We start from the raw sequence: 15,895 nt of genomic DNA on the forward strand, positions 1-15,895 counted from the left end.
TCGTTGCGGAGGCCTTTGCGCCGGGATCGTGTGTGGCGCAGGTGTAAGCGCGATTTTCTTCGCACGCCGGCGGTTTTGATGGATTGCCCTGGTATCGCGCGATACCGGGCCGTTCAGGCAGTGGCGGCTTTGTGGAAGTTGAAGGGCAGCAGGTCTGTAATATCGGCCGTCGCCGGCGCGCTGAGGCAATTCGGTGAGGACGTGGCGCAACCACGCTAACGGCTCGACACGTGAGGCGCGGCAGGACAGCATCAGGCTATAGACGACGGCACTGGCCTTGGCTCCGTCCACAGTATCGCTGAACAACCAACTCTTCCTGCCAGTTGCAAAAACCCTGATGTCGCGCTCCAGAAGATTGTTGTCAATCGGCATGCTGCCGTCCCCGGTGTAGCGCGTCAGATATTCCCATTGGTTCTGGGTGTAGGATACGGCATCGCCGAGCTTGCTGTCAGGCAAGACCTTCGGGGCCATGTCATCGAGCCATACTTTGAGAGCATTGAGGATGGGGACACTATGTTGCTGGCGGAAGCGGCGAATGCAGTCGGCCTGTGTTTCACCCTTCTCCGGTGTTCCGTCCCGCGCCTGCCTTTCAACCCGGTAGAGCTGTTCAAAGAACCGCAGCGCTTGCTCGGGCGGACCGCCGCCCTTCTTCCTGGCTTTGAGGGCATCGACAAAGCGCCGCCGGGAGTGGGCCATGCATCCAATGTGGGTGGCCCCTTCCAGCGTGCGCCATGCGGTATAGCCGTCACTCATCACAATGCCACGGTAATCGCCGAGGAAGGCTTGCGGGTGGATTTGGCCGCGGCCTGGCTGATAATCCAGAAGAACGATCGGCTCGTGGCTGCCCTTGCCGCTACGATAAGCCCACATGTACGATGTGCTGGTGGCCTTTTTGTCCTTCTCCTTGAGGACCTGAACCGTCGTCTCGTCGCCATGGATGAGAGGTTGTGATCTGAGCCGCAGCTTCAGGGCGTCGTAGATGCGACGCAGATGCTTCTCGCTCGAGCCAATCACCCAGTGGCCCAAAGCGCCGCGGCTGACAGGAACACCTGCACGTTCGAAGGCCTGCGCCAGGCGGTAGAGCGGCGTGCCATCGACATATTTGTGAACCAGCGCGAACGCCAGCGTCGAGGGCGTGGCAACGCTGCCCGGCAACGGTTGCGTCGGCATCGGCGCGGTCACAACACGGGCGTGGATCCCGGTGCGATCGCAATGGCGGCACGCATATTTGAAGCGCACATTCTGTAAAACCTTCGCCTTCACCTCGATATGAAGTTGCTCGGTGACAGCCTCGCCCATGCGATGCATCTGGCCACGGCAGCAAGGACACGCCTTCTGATCGTCGGACAGGTCATACTCGACGCGCTCACGAGGTAGGTTCCCCGGCAGCGGCCTCCGGCCGCGCTTCTTTCCCGTTGTGTTTTCGACGGGCGGCAAGCCCGTGTCCGGAAGTTCGGCGATATTGTTCGTTTCACTGCCGGCGTCATCCTCATCGGAGGCATGCTCGGCTTCATTGAAGAGACGATCAACATGCTTTTCGCTGCGCGGCGCAAAACGATGCAGGCGTGCCAGCGCCAGTTCTTCCTCGAGCTTGGCGACGCGGTCGGCGAGTTGATGGTTCTCCGCCTGCAGCGCAGCAATGCGTGCCAACAGCACTTCAACACTCGGATCGCCGGTTCGATTCATCGGATTCTTGAATCTGAACCGTACCGACGCGTCAACCGCTCAACTCGAGAGCTCAGCCGGCAACCTGATATTGCCGCACCGGATGGCGGACCATCGCATCGATATCGATGCCGTCAAGGATCCAGTGCAATTGCTCCGTCGTCAGCGTGACGATCGCCTCCTGGCGGCGCGGCCATCGGAACCTGTCCTCGGTCAGCCGCTTCAGGACCAGTACAAAGCCGGACCGATCGAAGAACAGAAGCTTCATCCGGTCGCAACGGCGATTGCAGAACGCAAAAACCGCCGGAGTGAATGGATCGAGCGCCATCGTCTCCTGGACCAGGACCGCAAGGCTGTTGATGCCAGCCCGGAAGTCGATCGGCTCACGGTGCAGATAGACCTGCAGGTCACCGCCCAGTCTAAACATCGCCCAGCGCTCCGATAATCGCCGTTAATGCATCCACATCGCCGCATTCCAGCGCGAGCTTCACGCCGTTCGGCAGCGACACGCTCACTTTGGCCGGAGAACAAAAAGCTGGAGTCCCTTTGGGTTTCGAACCACGCACTTCATCGCAAGCCGGCAAATCAACCGTCGCCACGCTGTCTTTTCGCGACAGGTCCCGCTCGGCCTTCCCCTCAAGCTGAACCGGGATGAACGCCGGGCGTGAGGACGGCGGCAGCGACCTGGTCGCGCTGTGCTTCTTGATCCACTTCCGAAGGAGGTTCGCGTTGACCCCATGTTCGAGTGCAAGCCTCGATACCGAAACCCCAGGCTCGAGGCAGGCCGTGACAAGACGCTCTTTCGATGCCGCCTCGTAGCGCCGGCGACCGTTCCGGCCGACAAGCCTGACCCGCAGTTTCTGATCATCGTCGCTCATCACAAGGTGTCCACCTATTTTGGTGGACACCTCATGCATCAGGGCACTCAAAAGCAAAAGGTGCGGAGAAATTAGCGCTTACGCGCAGGTTGCGCGGGATCACGATATTTCGACGGGTCTGATTTACACTTGGCGTCGCCGGCTTCGCCAGGACCTTGCTGAACAGGGCTTTGTGGAAGCGGCGATGAAAGCGGAGCCGATCAAGGAAGCGGCGCCGTCCGGTGAAGTGATCGTGGTGGAATTGACAGGGAGCGGGCGGATCAGGATTTGCGGGTCGGCGCCGCCCTTGCTGGTGTCGGCGGTGTTGAAGGCGCTGCGATGATTCCGATCCCCTCTGGCGTGCGGGTATGGCTGGCGACGGGCCATACCGATATGCGGCGCGGCTTTCCGAGCTTGGCTTTGCAGGTACAGGAGGTCTTGAAGCATGACCCGCTGGGGGGTCATTTGTTTTGCTTCAGGGGGCGCCGTTCAGATCTGATAAAAATCATTTGGCACGATTCTCAGGGAGCGTGCCTGTTTACAAAAAGACTCGAAAGAGGAAGATTCATCTGGCCTTCGGCTGCCGGTGAAGCAGTGACGATCTCTCCGGCCCAGCTTTCTTACCTACTGTCTGGGATCGACTGGCGGAATCCTCAAGAAACTTTGCGTCCAACGCGAGTTGGATAGCATTCTGCAATTGAACCTACCGGGAAATCTGATTCACTGGCTTCATGAGTTTGAAGCCGGATGATCTTCCTTCGGATCTTGCCAGCGCCCAGGCGGCGCTGTTGATCGAACGTGAGGCGTTGCGGGCTGAACGCGAAACGCGGCTGAGGGTCGAGGTCGAACGCGATGCGGCCGCGGCGAAGGTCACCCGGATACAGGCCGAAGCCATCAATTGGCAAGCCGAAGCGGCCAACGCGCGGGCGAAGCTGTCGGACAGCGACGCGCTGATCGCGCATCTCGAGCTGCGGATCGAGAAGCTCAAACGCGAACTGTACGGGCCGCGCTCCGAGCGCACGGCGCGGCTGATCGAGCAGCTGGAATTGGAACTTGAAGACCTCGTCAACACGGCGAGCGAGGATGAGCTTGCCGCACAGGCCGCGGCGGCAAAGGCGCAGAGCGTGCGCGCCTTCATGCGCAAGCGGCCGGTTCGCAAGCCCTGGCCGGACGACATCGAACACGAGCGCGTCGTCATCGAGGCTCCGACGAGTTGCGCCTGTTGCGGCGGATCGCGGCTGGCGAAGATCGGCGAGGATGTGACCAAGACGCTGGAGGAGATCCCGCGCCGCTTCAAGGTGATCGAGACGGTACGCGAGAAGTTCACCTGCCGCGATTGCGAGAAGATCAGCCAGCCGCCCGCGCCGTTCCATGCCACGCCGCGCGGCTTCATCGGCCCACAATTGCTGACGACGATCCTGTTCGATAAGTTCGGCATGCATATCCCGCTCAACCGCCAGAGTGCGCGCTTTAAGGCCGAGGGGATCGACCTGCCGTTGTCGACGCTGGCCGACCAGGTAGGCCACGGGACCTTCGCCGTCATGCCGCTCTTCCCACTTGATCGAGCGCCATGTGCTCGCTGCCGAGCGCCTTCATGGCGATGACACCACCATCCGTATCCTGGCGAAGGGCAAGTGCACGACCGGGCGGATCTGGATTTATGTGCGGGATGACCGGCCCTTCGCCGGGCCTGCGCCGCCGGCGGCGGTCTATTACGCCTCGAGCGACCGACGAGGCGCGCATCCCCAGAAGCATCTGGCCGCCTTCGCCGGCATCCTGCAAGCCGATTGCTACAACGGCTTCGAGCCGCTGTTCGACCCGCAGAGGAAGGTGCTGCCGATTACGCCGGCGTTTTGCTTTGCCCATGCGCGGCGGGGCTTCTTCGAGCTGGCTGACATCGAGAAAAATGCTCGGGAAGGTAAGAAGGGCAAACCGGTCTCTCCGATCGCGCTGGAGGCGGTCAGACGCCTCGATGCGTTGTTCGAGATCGAGCGCGCCATTAACGGCTGCGGCGCCGACGAGCGGCGCGCCGTGCGCCAGGAAAAGAGCAAGCCGCTTCTCGAGGACATGCACGCCTGGTTGCTGCGTGATCGCGAAACCCTCTCGCGCTCCTCCGAGGTCCTGAAGCCTATGAATTACATGCTCAGGCGCTGGGACGACTTCGCCCGCTTCCTCGACGATGGCAGGATCTGCTTGACCAACAATTGCGCCGAGCGCGCATTGAGGGGCATCGCATTGGGAAGGCGCAACTGGACCTTCGCCGGCAGCCAGCGCGGTGCCGACCGTGCCGCCATCATGCTGACGATGATCACGACCTGTCGCCTCAACGACGTCGATCCCAAGGCGTGGCTCGCCGACGTCCTCGCCCGTATCGCCGATCTTCCCGCTTCGCGTCTGCACGAACTGCTGCCCTGGGAATGGAAGCTCCTGCGCCAAGCCGACAAGCCCGCCGATCAGCAGGCCGCCTGACCTTCGCGCAACGCCATCATAGAGCTCGCCGTGCCCGCGCGCATGCGTCAATCAGGCGGTCTTCGTCGTATGCGTACACTTCGATACGCGGTGACAACGGTCGTCTTATGTCGTCCGAATGGTCGTCCATTGTGAGCACCCTTGCAGAAGAGTAAGCGATGTTGTCAGGCCACGGCTCGGAGGTCTTGCTTTCGGTAGGCCCACGGCAATAGCGCGTCGATATCGCGATTGGGATGACCGTTGACGATCCTGGCGAGAACATCCGTGAGATAGCTGAGCGGATCGATGTCGTTGAGTTTACAGGTCTCGATCAGCGTTGCGATAGTGGCCCAGTGGTCGGCGCCGCCGTCAGAGCCCGCGAACAAAGCATTTTTCCGGTTCAGCGTGATCGGGCGGATGGAACGCTCGACGGTGTTGTTGTCGAGCTCAATGCGGCCATCGTCGAGGAAGCGGGTTAAGCCCTCCCAGCGCGACATGGCGTAGTTGATCGCCTCGGCGAGTTTGCCCTTTTGGCTGATCAGACCAAGTTTTGTGCGCAGCCACTGCTCCAATGCGTCGATCAGCGGTCGGCTTTTGTGCTGCCTCGCCAGGCAACGTTCTTCGGCGCTGCGGCCACGGATGTCCTTCTCGATCGCATACAGTGCAGCAATGCGCTGAAGCGCTTCGCTGGCAATCGGCGCAGGACCGGGAGTCGCGAGCTTGTAGAAGTTACGCCGCACATGGACCCAGCAGAACGCGAGCTGCACGTCGCCGCGCTCGGCCAGTCTGCGGTAGCCGGCATAACCATCCACCTGCAAGACGCCCTTGAAGCCGTCGAGATGGGTAATCGGCCGCTCGGCTTTGCGGTCTGAGGCGTAGACATAGGCCACGCCCGGCGGATCGGATCCGCCCCATGGTCGGTCGTCGGCGGCATAGGCCCACAACTGCCCGGTCTTGGTGCGACCGCGGCCGGGATCCAGCACCGGCAACTTCGTCTCGTCGGCAAACAGTTTCGGCCGCTGCTTGAGCTTGTCCAGCAGGCGTTGGTGCAGCGGACGCAGATGCCAGGCGGCATGTCCCACCCAGTCCGCCAGCGTGGAGCGGTCGAGATTGACGCTCTGCCGGGCGTAGATTTGCGCCTGGCGGTACAGAGGCAGATGGTCAGCATATTTGGAGACCAGCACCTGCGCGATGGTGGCTTCGGTCGGTAGCCCACCCTCGATCAGCCGCGCTGGCGCCGAGGCCTGCGCGACGCCATCCTCACATGTGCGGCAAGCGTATTTCGGCCGGATCGTAACCAGCACCCGGAACTGCGCCGGCACGATATCCAGCCGTTCGCTCCTGTCTTCGCCGATCCGGTGCAACGCGCCCTGGCAGCAGAGGCAGGTCTTATCATCGAGGTCGATGGTGGTCTCAATCCGCGGCAGATGCGCCGGCAGCGCGCCGCGGTTGGCACGCCGCTTCGCAGCTCCGGCCTGTCGCGCGGCCGGTGTCGCCTGCTCCGCACCAGCCGCATCACTCGCAGCTGTCTGCTCGACGTCTTCCAGACCCAGCAGCATCTGGTCTTCGGGCAACGTCTCCGCCCGGCGCCCAAACTGGTGGCGCTGCAGGTCCCTGATGATCTGACGCAGCCGTTCGTTCTGCACCCGCTCGGCGAGCAGCATCGCTTTCAGCATCATGGGATCGTCGGGCAATGCGTCGCTCGGCATGATCAAACCAGATCATGTTTTCCGGCATTTTGCGACGATCCCAACGCGGCTGATTCACTTCGCCGCAGCAACAAGTTCAGCCCGGTTGCGCCGGCGCCACCGTCTCACGCGCTGCATGGACACGCCTCCAATCGAGCCCTTCAAGCAGCGCCGACAATTGCGCGGCCGACAAATGGATCACGCCGTCTTCGACCCGCGGCCAGCGGAAGATGCCGTCCTCCAGTCGCTTGGCGAATAGGCACAGACCCGTGCCGTCCCAGAACACCAGCTTGATCCGGTCCGCCCGTTTCGCGCGGAACACATAGACCGCACCCGAGAACGGATCCGCCGCCAGGCTCTCGCGCACCAGTGCCGCCAGTCCATCGGCGCCCTTGCGGAAGTCTACAGGCTTGGTCGCCACCATCACCCGCACCGCGCCGGTCGGGCCTATCATGCGCCGGCTCTCAACGCCCGCAACACCGCGGCGATCATATCAGCCGGGGCGCCAGCGCCGATGCGCACCGTCGCACCGTCGATCGCAACTTCGATCGTTCCGACGAGCGGTTCGTCCCGATGCTGTCGCCGCGCCTTGCGCTGCAAATGTCCCGAGGCGCCGGGCGGTGCCGCATCTACGACCGCCGGCACGAACCGCACTTCGTTGTTTTTGGAAATGACCGCCTGAGCTTCCCTGACTTGCCGCCGCCAGCCAAACAATTGCTGCGGCGACAATCCGTGTCGCCGCTGGTCTCGATCTCGGCGACCACCCGCGCCTTGTCCTCGTCGCTCCAATTCCGCCGGCGTCCCGCACCGGTGAAAACCTCCAGCCGGCGAGCTGGCTTAGTGATAGCATTATCCACTGTGTCCATTCTAAGCCTAACGGTCAAAGCACAAGCCGCAGACTCGCAGATCAGGACATCAGCCGGAAGGTGGCACCGGAACGACGCTTACGCAGAAGATGACTCTTCTAGCGGTGCTTTCAGGACTGAGTACAAAAATTCTCAAGGGCCTCAACGCCACGCTTACAATTGAAAGGCCTGCTTTTCGCTTACCGGAAGCAGGCTGGGCGGCGGCGGCGGCAGGATATATCCTGATGTAAACGTCGCGTCGGTTTTTGGGCGCGGCAACTTCCGCGGAGCCACACGAAAACGGAGGCCTCACGGCCTCCGTTTTCGTGTCGCGCGTGAAGTTGCCGCGCCCAAAAACCGACGCGACGTTTACATTAGATGATAGATGAGCTTTTATTGATCGTTAAAAGAATAGTATAATAAACTTGAGACCTTTATCCTATTGGATCCCGTCATTGACCTCTGTAGTTTCGGTCCAATAAGAGCGGCCCTTATCGTCGTCTTTTTTATTGCTCTACGAGAGTCTAACATTGCGGATGGAAGTGAAGTCGAGTTCTGCTCGTCCATTGGTGCCTGTCACTCTTTGTGATTGCGGTCCAATAAGGAAGAACGAGGGGACCCGCCAGCAAAGGTCAATCGTGTGCCTTCGTTATCCGTGTGGGGCCAATCAGGAAGATACTTACATGTGGCAGCCGGCCGAGTGTGTCCATTCTGGAGCTCAAAGGGGCAAGTTTCTTCCGTCTCGACTAGAGGGCTTTGTGAAACCCATCAAATGTCGCTGTCTAAAAGCATGGTCCAATAAGATTAACCCGAGGATGTCACTTTCTGTCGTTCTCCAGCGGTAAAAATATGCTTGGGTTCTCGCTAAATGGCCCCAATTTTAATATTCTTTGGCGTTTCGCTTATGCAAAGGCCATTGTTCTGTTCGCTTGCGTAATAAGTTTTGCAAGGGCTGGAAGAATCCAATCCCTCCGGTATTTATATCCTCTCACCATTCTAGCTATCACCACAACTGCTTGTTCTTTCATCACGCTGTCTTTAGCTTACATCGTCTCTCACAATGGCAGATTTCCTAAGTTTCGATCGCCCACAATTTGACCAGAGCTTTGTTTGTGGCGGCAACCGATCTAAGGCGTTTGTGGCACTTCGCGTTCTGCAGACGAGAATAGCTTACGACATTTTTCTTGATAATATTCTGCCGCAACAACGATATTATGCAGACTTTCTACAGACCAGTGCAACCTGGCGCGCGAATTTCACTGAGCAGAAGATCAACGAACTTCTGGCGGAATTCCGGAGCGTCCCGTGCATGAATGATCCGACTGAGGGCAGCTTAGAGCAGATAGAACGAGATCAAGATGGGTACCCTATCTTACTCGCCGTCGCGCTCGACTCATCGTCATGCACCGGTGCCATCATGCGACAAAATCTTAACGAAATTAATGACCGATATACCTTTTTCGCCAACGGGATGCCCAGAATGCTGGCATGCGACTTCCGACCTTGGGAAGACCAGGGAATCGATCCTTATGAGATACTGCTAAAATACCAGAGCTTGGGATGCCTCGAAGTTGGGCCGCACAATATCAGAAGGTGTCTGATCATTCCCAAAACCGATGACTTTCGGCGCGAAGGGGATCACTTCTATAGTCGCCCCTATTTTGGTACTTTTGACGTTCTAGCTAGTTGCTACACATACCTTGACTGAAGGTGTCTCCCGAATAAACGCGCTCGCCACCAGGAACAAGTTAACGCCTCTCGCTATTTGTCCTTTGTTGCTACTGTGTCTGTGTCTGTGTCTGTGTTTCTGTTATATGGTCTGCTTTCTAGTTATGTGCCCATCGCCGTGTGGGTGCTCCTATTTTCATCGCTTTCCGGAAATGTAACCCTATCTTAGCTATTAATAAAGTTGTTGTTTTTTGCAAAAAGTGACCTTGCCACTGAATGTTTATTTTTGTGAGCGCCATATGTGAACTTTCCCTTAAACAATAATTTTTTTTAATTATCGCATTTTGAGGATATAGGTTTGAGTATGCTTATTGCTCCATACAGTAGATTATATTCGATTTGCGTTTGTAACCTATTCTTCGCATACAAGTGTATCCATGTTCGTAAAATGACTCAATGCGAACCCGGGATTAGACGCGCAAACTTGCCTGGCCTTCAATTGAATTCAGTGAACATTAAACAACATGACACCATGGGCGCAAAAGCATAACTAGCGAAAACAAGAACAACATAGCAAACGCTAACAAACCAAAAAGAAAATAAAAAACTGACTGAACAAAACGAACAACAAGTAGCCTCTACATCCTTGGTATTACGTTCCCCCATGACACCACCGTAAGACATCTTTTGGATGTGTCCCTTACGTCGCGTAGAGTCGCAGCTTCTGTGTAGCCGTCAAAGGGCACAGCAGCGTTCTGCTAAAGGGTCTCCCGAATTGCTAAGTCAACAACGCGTCACATCCAACTTTTGGCTTGGCTTGGCTTGGCTTGGCTTGGCTTGGCTTGGCTTGGCAGGATATATCGCCTTGTCGCCTTTCTTTGTTTGTACATTTGTGCACTCGTACTGGGCGGTATTGAATTTCCTTCGAACGAGTGGACACCTGTGGTAGGCTCGCTGAGCCCCGAGGTGTCGAATGGAACGTCAACGTCGGTCGTTTACTGAGGAGTACAAGCACCAGGCCGCCGAACTGGTGCTTCATCGGGATCGCCGTTGTTGTTTTTGACGTTGATGCAATGCAGTCCTTTGACGGCGACCTCGTCCATTTCGTCGGCGATCGTGTGGTCTCCATTCCCAGCCAAACGATCAACGCAAGTCCTAATCACGAGATGCGTTCCGGCTTCTCGAGCCGCGAAGAACAGCTCATAGATGTCGCTCTCGCGACCACCGACATGGACGCATCGTCCCGGATCGCCCAGCAGCTCCGCGGATTGACGGACATGGTCCAGCCACCGAATGCTCTCCTTGTTCTCGATGGGAACACGCGTCGGATTAATCTTCTTCTTAAGCGCGGCGGTCCCCTTGGATTTCTTCCGGGTCCAAAATTTGACAGCCGCCAGTCCAAGCGGCAGCTCGGTCGTCACCGCGAGGCTCGAGTGCATCAGAATGCCGCAAACCGTGTGCGGTCTCAGCCGACCCGGCTTGTCCCGGCTGCTGTTCATGCTCTTGGTGATTCCGATCGCGTCTGAGTTCTCTCTTTGATAGCTGAACTCGGTCGTATCGTGGAGCACTAGAATAGGCCTGTCGGTGGCAATCGTGCGCTCACGCGTCGATTGAAAGTGGCCGGCCAGAATGTCCGCCTCACTGACCCGGTCGTTGCAGAAAAAACGATACGCGGCCTTGGTATTAGCGCAGTCCTGGCACACCAGCGGAATGCTTTCTCCCATGGCGCTCCCGATCTGCGCTGCCAGTTTGCGGAGCCGCTTATTCAGGCGTCGGGCAAGGTTGCAGCGTAAGCGTAGCGCCGCGGCCGTTCAGATTGTTTGTGCGCGGTCTTGGGAGCACCGTTAGAAGAGTCAACTTCTGCAAGGGTGCTCACAATGGACGACCATTCGGACGACATAAGACGACCATTGTCGCCGCGTATCGAAGTTTATACTGGCTCAGGTCGAAAGCGCTGGCCGGACGATTTGAAGGCACAGATTGCCGCGGAAAGCTTCGAGCCGGGCGCGATTGTCACAGATGTCGCCCGCCGCCATGGCTGCCGGCCCCAGCAGGTACATGACTGGCGGCGTCGAGCGCGTTTGGGCCAGTTGGTGCTGTCAGCTTCGGCGATAGCTCCATGCGCGTCGGCACGGCGGGTTCTATGATGGCGAGGCATTGCGTGAAGGTCAGGCGGCCAGCTGATCGGCGAGGCTCGTCGGCTTGGCGCAGGCGTTTCCGTTCCCAGGGTAGCAGTTCGGTAGGCCTCCGAGGAAAGACGCCTTGCGACGAGCTGGCCTGATGGGGTTGAGAACTGTACGTATGGACAACTCTCCAACTCTCTACATGGCATCTGGCGTGGTCATTGAGCCTTCTGTCGGTAGCGTCGGAGATTCCTATGACAACGCTCTCGCCGAAACCATCAACGGTCGTAAGCGTGTAGGCGCCCCCACGTAGCGGATGACGTTCGATTGTCAGAGGATCTCCTGGTGATTTGTTTGCCAGGAGCTCATGTGAGCGAACACCAAGAATTTCGAAGTTATCACGGCCACACCCGAGCGGTCAGTCCAGGGCGAAGCTATCGCACTTGGTCGCGGGAGGCGAAGGAACGGATCGTCAAGGAAACGTTTTTGCCGGAGGCGAACGTGTCGGTGATCGCGCGGTCTCACGGGCTCGATCCATCGCAGTTGTTTGCGTGGCGACGCAAGGCGCTGGCCTCGGGACTGGTCGCACCGGTTCTGGGGCGCAAGGCCAGGCGGTCAAGTTCGCGCGGTTTGATGCGGTGCCGAGCGACCTGGTGGAAATCGTTATCGGCGATGTTGTGTTGCGGGTCGGTGGCGACGTGGAGACGGCGAAGCTCTATACCAAGATCGGCCAGTTGACGGTTGAAAGGGATTTCTTGGCCAGGAGAAGAGCTCTCTCTCTTACCGAGAGAGCAAGCGTGTCCGATGTAACCACATTACAAGTGCAGCGCGATTCGACGTTGACGCTCCAGAATTTCAGATCTCTATAAAGGAAATCCAACGCGCCAACCCGTGCGTTCGCTATTGAAAGGAAGCCAAGTTGCCGCTCGTAAAACTTCCATCACCGCACTCCGGGCTCAGTCAAAGTGGAAACAGCGTTCGGCTATCACCTGAACTGAGTACGCTTTTGGATATTGATGCAGACGACTATGCGCCGATGGACGATCCGAAACTATTTATGAATTCTCGTGAACGCCGGCTTATGGCGTTGCTAAGAGCTGTTAAGGCCCGAGACGAAAAACAAACGAAAAACAATTGCAGCTGAGTATCCAAGTGTCTTGAAGGATCGCTTACATGGCCGATGATAATGACATGCCTGAAGCCCATGCAGAGCTCGACGCCTCCGCTAGACGATTGGCGGCGCTTGAACTCAGGGCAAGCCGGCGTACCGACGCCGCCAAACTTCCCTCGAACGACGACCTGTTGATTGCGGTCAAAGACACCACACTTAGAGAAAACGGCATCCCCGTAGTGCCGTTGAATTCGGATCGTTCCAAAGACCTCCCGGCGAAAAACGTATACACGTTTTTCGCTGGAGCGGCCTTTCAGGCTCTCTCCAGGTTGGGCAACAAGGGAACAGACGACGGGAGGTCGCCCATAAAAATCCGCATACTAGCGGCGAGCAGGCTCCGGACATCATGGTTCGAATGAAGGGCGGAGTCATGAAGGGGCTTTCGCGCCTCCCGGACGATGGTTATGAGGAGTGTACGGCTTCGGACTTAGAGATGAAACTTGGCGGCGACGTATGGCTGAAGTCAAAACTTCACGGCTACCAAACCATCGACTTCATCGAGCGCACGCTTGGGCCCAATCAAGCGACCCACCGCTTACGCGACTATGTCGGCGAAAGCCGCGGGTATAACCAGGATACCCATAGTGCCTACCGTGGGGTAGGCCATGCGGCGAGTCATGGTGATGAAGCAACCAAGATAGCAGGTTCGGACACGGCGCCAGAAGACGTACCCGCCTCCGATGCTGCAAGCAGATCCGACGCGATCAAAGATGATTTCAGCAAAGTGCAACCTCCCCTCGCTACCGAAGTAGTAGCGCCGCCAGTGCGGCGCCAAAGGGCAGGATAATGGCTATGATGGAAGCCGCGTGACGAAGCAGCGAAGAGACAGGCCTCGACGCGCGGACTGTGGCGAGCATGGGTAGATGCTGATGTCGAACCGGCAATTCGCGACATCGTCTGACTGGAGCATTTGCGGAGGTGTGGATAGAGCTAGGATCTCGTCGGACTGGATGAAGTTGAGGGATCTCGGATCGTCATTGCGATGACCAGTCAGCATTCCTGCGGGCCGGGCGCCGGGACGCTGCCATAGATGCCGGGCCCGAGTTCCTTTTCGATGATGAGTGCGAAGCCAAGAGCGGCGTTGCCCTTCCCGATGTCGATCGCTGCAGAAATCGAATGCCCATCGTGTGACTTGAAACGGAGACGGCACAGCATTGCGACTGTGACCGAAGCTAGCGACCGTACTCTTGACTCGGGACATCAGACGATCATTGGGTTCGAGCCGGAAACTTGAAATGCTTCTATTCGGTGCAGCTTTATCGCTGCTCGTGGGTCTATTTCTGGCGAGCGCCTATGCCAACTTCCAGCATGGAGTTACTCTCCAAGCGATCCAGAGCTTCGATATTTTCGCAATTTGGTACGAGACGCCCTTTCACCGAGGCTACGTGACGGAGGTCTTCTACCGCGGATTGACGATTATCGGCTTCACGGCTGTCATCGCGTCGCTCATGCTGGCGCTCATAGTGTTGAAGCCCCAGCACCATGGCACGGCCCGCTGGGCGCGCTTCGGTGAGATGAAAAAGGCTCGCTATATCCTACCGTATCACAGGGTTTCCGGACCAATCTTTGGCAAGACGGTGGGTCCGGGCTGGCCGGGCCAGTATCTGAGCAATGGCGAGCAGCCGCACAGCCTAGTGGTAGCGCCGACCCGCGCCGGCAAGGGAGTCGGGATTGTTGTTCCTACGCTGCTGACGTTCAACGGTTCGGTTCTGGCGCTCGACGTTAAGGGCGAACTGTTCGAGTTGACGTCGCGCGCGCGAAAAGCTCGAGGCGACCAGATCTTCAAATTCGCCCCGATGGACCCGGGCGGCCGCACCCATAGCTACAATCCAATTCCTGACATCGTCTCTATGCCGTCGGAGCGGCAGTTTAGCGAAGCACGCCGTCTTGCTTACAACCTGCTCACGCCCAAGGGCAAAGGGGCGGAAGGCTTTATCGATGGTGCAAGGGATCTGTTCGCCGCCGGAGTCCTCGCTTGCATCGAGCGTGGCACGCCTACGATCGGCGCCGTCTATGACCTGTTCACCTTGCCCGGAGAAAAGTACAAGCTCTTCGCCCAGTTGGCGGAGGAGTGTCAGAACCAAGAAGCGCGCCGCATCTTCGATAATATGGCAGGAAACGACACCAAGATTCTCACGTCCTACACGTCGGTCCTCGGAGATGGTGGTCTTAACCTCTGGGCGGACCCACTAATCAAAGCGGCGACGACGCGATGCGACTTCTCGATCTACGATCTCCGCCGCGACCCCACTACAATTTACCTTTGCGTAAGCCCGAACGACCTTTTAGTTATCGCACCACTGGTTCGCCTGTTCTTTCAGCAGGTAGTGGCGGTCATGCAGCGCACTATGCCGACCAAGGATGAGATATTTGAAGTCTTGTTCCTGCTCGACGAGTTCAAGCATCTCGGCAAGCTGGAGGCAGTGGAGACGGCCGTCACCACAATCGCGGGCTACCAGGGCCGGTTCATGTTCGTCGTACAGAGCCTCTCGGCTCTAACCGGCTTGTATGAGCAGTCGGGGAAGGAGACGTTCCTCAGCAACACCGGGGTGCAGGTCTTCATGGCCACGGCCGACGACGAGACGCCGATCTACATTTCCAAGGCGATCGGCGATTACACTTTCCGCGCCAGATCGAAGTCATTTATGTTAAGCCGAATGTTCGACACCAACATCCAGGTCTCGGATCAGGGAGCCAGCCTGATGCGGCCGGAGCAGGTCCGCCTGATCGCTGAGAATAGGGAGATCGTCCTCATCAAGGGACAGCCACCGCTGCAAATGCCCAAAGTGAAATACTACTCAGACCGCATACTAAGGCGCATCTTCGAGAGCCAGACCGGCCGACTGCCGGAGCCAAAGCCGATTACTCAGCAAGTAGCCGCATCCGTTACGCCGTTGCAGTGCGGGCAGGAGGGAGAAGAGGTCGTCGGCACAAGCGACCGCGGTCTTTTTGCCGTTAATAAAGCAGAGACTTTCGCTCCGGATCCCATCGCTCTCGGTCACGGCGAGAAATATCTCGATCTTGCCGACCAGGATGCGGATAAGTGTCGGGTCCGACATGAATTAGAAACTCCAACTGCGGAAGAGGAAGCGCAACACGGGCCGGCCGATGAGGGGGCAGTAAAGCAATGGCGCGAGCGCGAGGCCGAAGATCATACGTTCGAGGGCTCAAAAGGCCATCAGACAGAACCTGTGCTGAAACCGGAAGAAGGCGAGGCCGTGGCGCGCCAGCGCGCACTGCTCAACCGGATTATCTCATTGCAGAAGCGCTTGTCGTCCCAATCTGACTTGACCTAATGACCTTGTCCGGCGATGAACCGCGTACCATGGCTTCGATGGCGTAAAGCTGTGCGATGTGCCGAACGGCGGCCTCGGCGATCGGCGATTTGCTGTTGCGGGCCAGTTTGACGAAGCGCCGGCGCAATTGATCC

The 15,895-nt window shown here is 58.1% G+C and carries 14 protein-coding genes and 2 pseudogenes; 9 read left to right on the forward strand and 7 right to left on the reverse strand.

The window, feature by feature from the left end:
• Positions 1-113: 113 nt before the first annotated feature.
• The 3 genes and pseudogenes from tnpC (ACVJ5M_RS42790) to tnpA all read right to left on the reverse strand — a co-directional run bounded on the left by tnpC (ACVJ5M_RS42790) (position 114) and on the right by tnpA (position 2,543).
• Positions 114-1,686 (reverse strand): annotated as a pseudogene (tnpC, locus tag ACVJ5M_RS42790) (IS66 family transposase).
• Positions 1,687-1,738: 52 nt separating this feature from the next.
• A complete protein-coding gene (gene tnpB, locus ACVJ5M_RS42795) occupies positions 1,739-2,092 on the reverse strand; it encodes an IS66 family insertion sequence element accessory protein TnpB (RefSeq protein ID WP_027515864.1) in 354 nt (117 codons plus the stop codon).
• Positions 2,085-2,543, reverse strand: coding sequence for an IS66-like element accessory protein TnpA (gene tnpA, locus ACVJ5M_RS42800; RefSeq protein ID WP_027515863.1), 459 nt, complete (start codon positions 2,541-2,543; stop codon positions 2,085-2,087). Before tnpA ends, tnpB (ACVJ5M_RS42795) begins: the two co-directional genes overlap by 8 nt.
• A 184-nt stretch (positions 2,544-2,727) precedes the next feature.
• On the opposite strand from tnpA, the gene ACVJ5M_RS42805 reads away from it, so the two are divergent.
• From ACVJ5M_RS42805 to tnpC (ACVJ5M_RS42815), 3 genes are all read left to right on the forward strand, one after another.
• Positions 2,728-2,865, forward strand: coding sequence for a hypothetical protein (locus ACVJ5M_RS42805; protein WP_456679648.1), 138 nt, complete (start codon positions 2,728-2,730; stop codon positions 2,863-2,865).
• The gene (gene tnpB, locus ACVJ5M_RS42810; protein WP_082758020.1) at positions 2,862-3,209 is read left to right on the forward strand and encodes an IS66 family insertion sequence element accessory protein TnpB; all 348 of its coding nucleotides are present in this window, start codon (positions 2,862-2,864) and stop codon (positions 3,207-3,209) included. The genes ACVJ5M_RS42805 and tnpB (ACVJ5M_RS42810) overlap by 4 nt, the downstream gene beginning before the upstream one ends.
• A gap of 44 nt (positions 3,210-3,253) precedes the next feature.
• A protein-coding gene (gene tnpC / locus ACVJ5M_RS42815; protein ID WP_456679649.1) for an IS66 family transposase occupies positions 3,254-4,991 on the forward strand; the annotation gives its coding sequence in 2 pieces (ribosomal slippage) (positions 3,254-4,075 and positions 4,077-4,991; 1,737 coding nt in all).
• Positions 4,992-5,155: 164 nt separating this feature from the next.
• On the opposite strand, the gene tnpC (ACVJ5M_RS42820) is transcribed toward tnpC (ACVJ5M_RS42815), so the two are convergent.
• The 3 genes from tnpC (ACVJ5M_RS42820) to ACVJ5M_RS42830 form a co-directional block, all read right to left on the reverse strand.
• Positions 5,156-6,679: an IS66 family transposase gene (gene tnpC, locus ACVJ5M_RS42820; protein WP_456679650.1), complete on the reverse strand. Its 1,524-nt coding sequence runs from the start codon at positions 6,677-6,679 to the stop codon at positions 5,156-5,158.
• Between the two features lie 76 nt (positions 6,680-6,755).
• Positions 6,756-7,112, reverse strand: coding sequence for an IS66 family insertion sequence element accessory protein TnpB (gene tnpB, locus ACVJ5M_RS42825; RefSeq protein ID WP_456679651.1), 357 nt, complete (start codon positions 7,110-7,112; stop codon positions 6,756-6,758).
• The gene (locus ACVJ5M_RS42830) at positions 7,109-7,387 is read right to left on the reverse strand and encodes a hypothetical protein (protein ID WP_456679652.1); all 279 of its coding nucleotides are present in this window, start codon (positions 7,385-7,387) and stop codon (positions 7,109-7,111) included. Before ACVJ5M_RS42830 ends, tnpB (ACVJ5M_RS42825) begins: the two co-directional genes overlap by 4 nt.
• A 1,176-nt stretch (positions 7,388-8,563) precedes the next feature.
• Here ACVJ5M_RS42830 and ACVJ5M_RS42835 point away from each other — a divergent pair.
• The gene (locus ACVJ5M_RS42835; RefSeq protein ID WP_456679653.1) at positions 8,564-9,211 is read left to right on the forward strand and encodes a hypothetical protein; all 648 of its coding nucleotides are present in this window, start codon (positions 8,564-8,566) and stop codon (positions 9,209-9,211) included.
• A 955-nt stretch (positions 9,212-10,166) separates the two neighbouring features.
• Here the strand turns inward: ACVJ5M_RS42835 and ACVJ5M_RS42840 are convergent.
• The gene (locus tag ACVJ5M_RS42840; protein WP_456679725.1) at positions 10,167-10,940 is read right to left on the reverse strand and encodes an IS4/Tn5 family transposase DNA-binding protein; all 774 of its coding nucleotides are present in this window, start codon (positions 10,938-10,940) and stop codon (positions 10,167-10,169) included.
• Between the two features lie 108 nt (positions 10,941-11,048).
• Between ACVJ5M_RS42840 and ACVJ5M_RS42845 the strand changes: the two genes are divergently transcribed.
• The 5 genes and pseudogenes from ACVJ5M_RS42845 to virD4 all read left to right on the forward strand — a co-directional run bounded on the left by ACVJ5M_RS42845 (position 11,049) and on the right by virD4 (position 15,761).
• Positions 11,049-11,318 (forward strand): transposase, encoded by a 270-nt coding sequence (locus ACVJ5M_RS42845; protein ID WP_456679654.1) that lies wholly within the window; start codon positions 11,049-11,051, stop codon positions 11,316-11,318.
• A gap of 345 nt (positions 11,319-11,663) precedes the next feature.
• A pseudogene (locus ACVJ5M_RS42850) lies at positions 11,664-11,819 on the forward strand (hypothetical protein); the annotation flags it as partial.
• A 26-nt stretch (positions 11,820-11,845) separates the two neighbouring features.
• The gene (locus tag ACVJ5M_RS42855) at positions 11,846-12,163 is read left to right on the forward strand and encodes a hypothetical protein (RefSeq protein ID WP_456679732.1); all 318 of its coding nucleotides are present in this window, start codon (positions 11,846-11,848) and stop codon (positions 12,161-12,163) included.
• Positions 12,164-12,691: 528 nt separating this feature from the next.
• Positions 12,692-13,252: a VirE2 family protein gene (locus tag ACVJ5M_RS42860; protein WP_456679726.1), complete on the forward strand. Its 561-nt coding sequence runs from the start codon at positions 12,692-12,694 to the stop codon at positions 13,250-13,252.
• A 448-nt stretch (positions 13,253-13,700) separates the two neighbouring features.
• The gene (gene virD4, locus ACVJ5M_RS42865; RefSeq protein ID WP_456679655.1) at positions 13,701-15,761 is read left to right on the forward strand and encodes a type IV secretion system ATPase VirD4; all 2,061 of its coding nucleotides are present in this window, start codon (positions 13,701-13,703) and stop codon (positions 15,759-15,761) included.
• Positions 15,762-15,895: the final 134 nt, after the last annotated feature.

The sequence above is a fragment of the Bradyrhizobium sp. S3.7.6 genome (assembly GCF_054061875.1).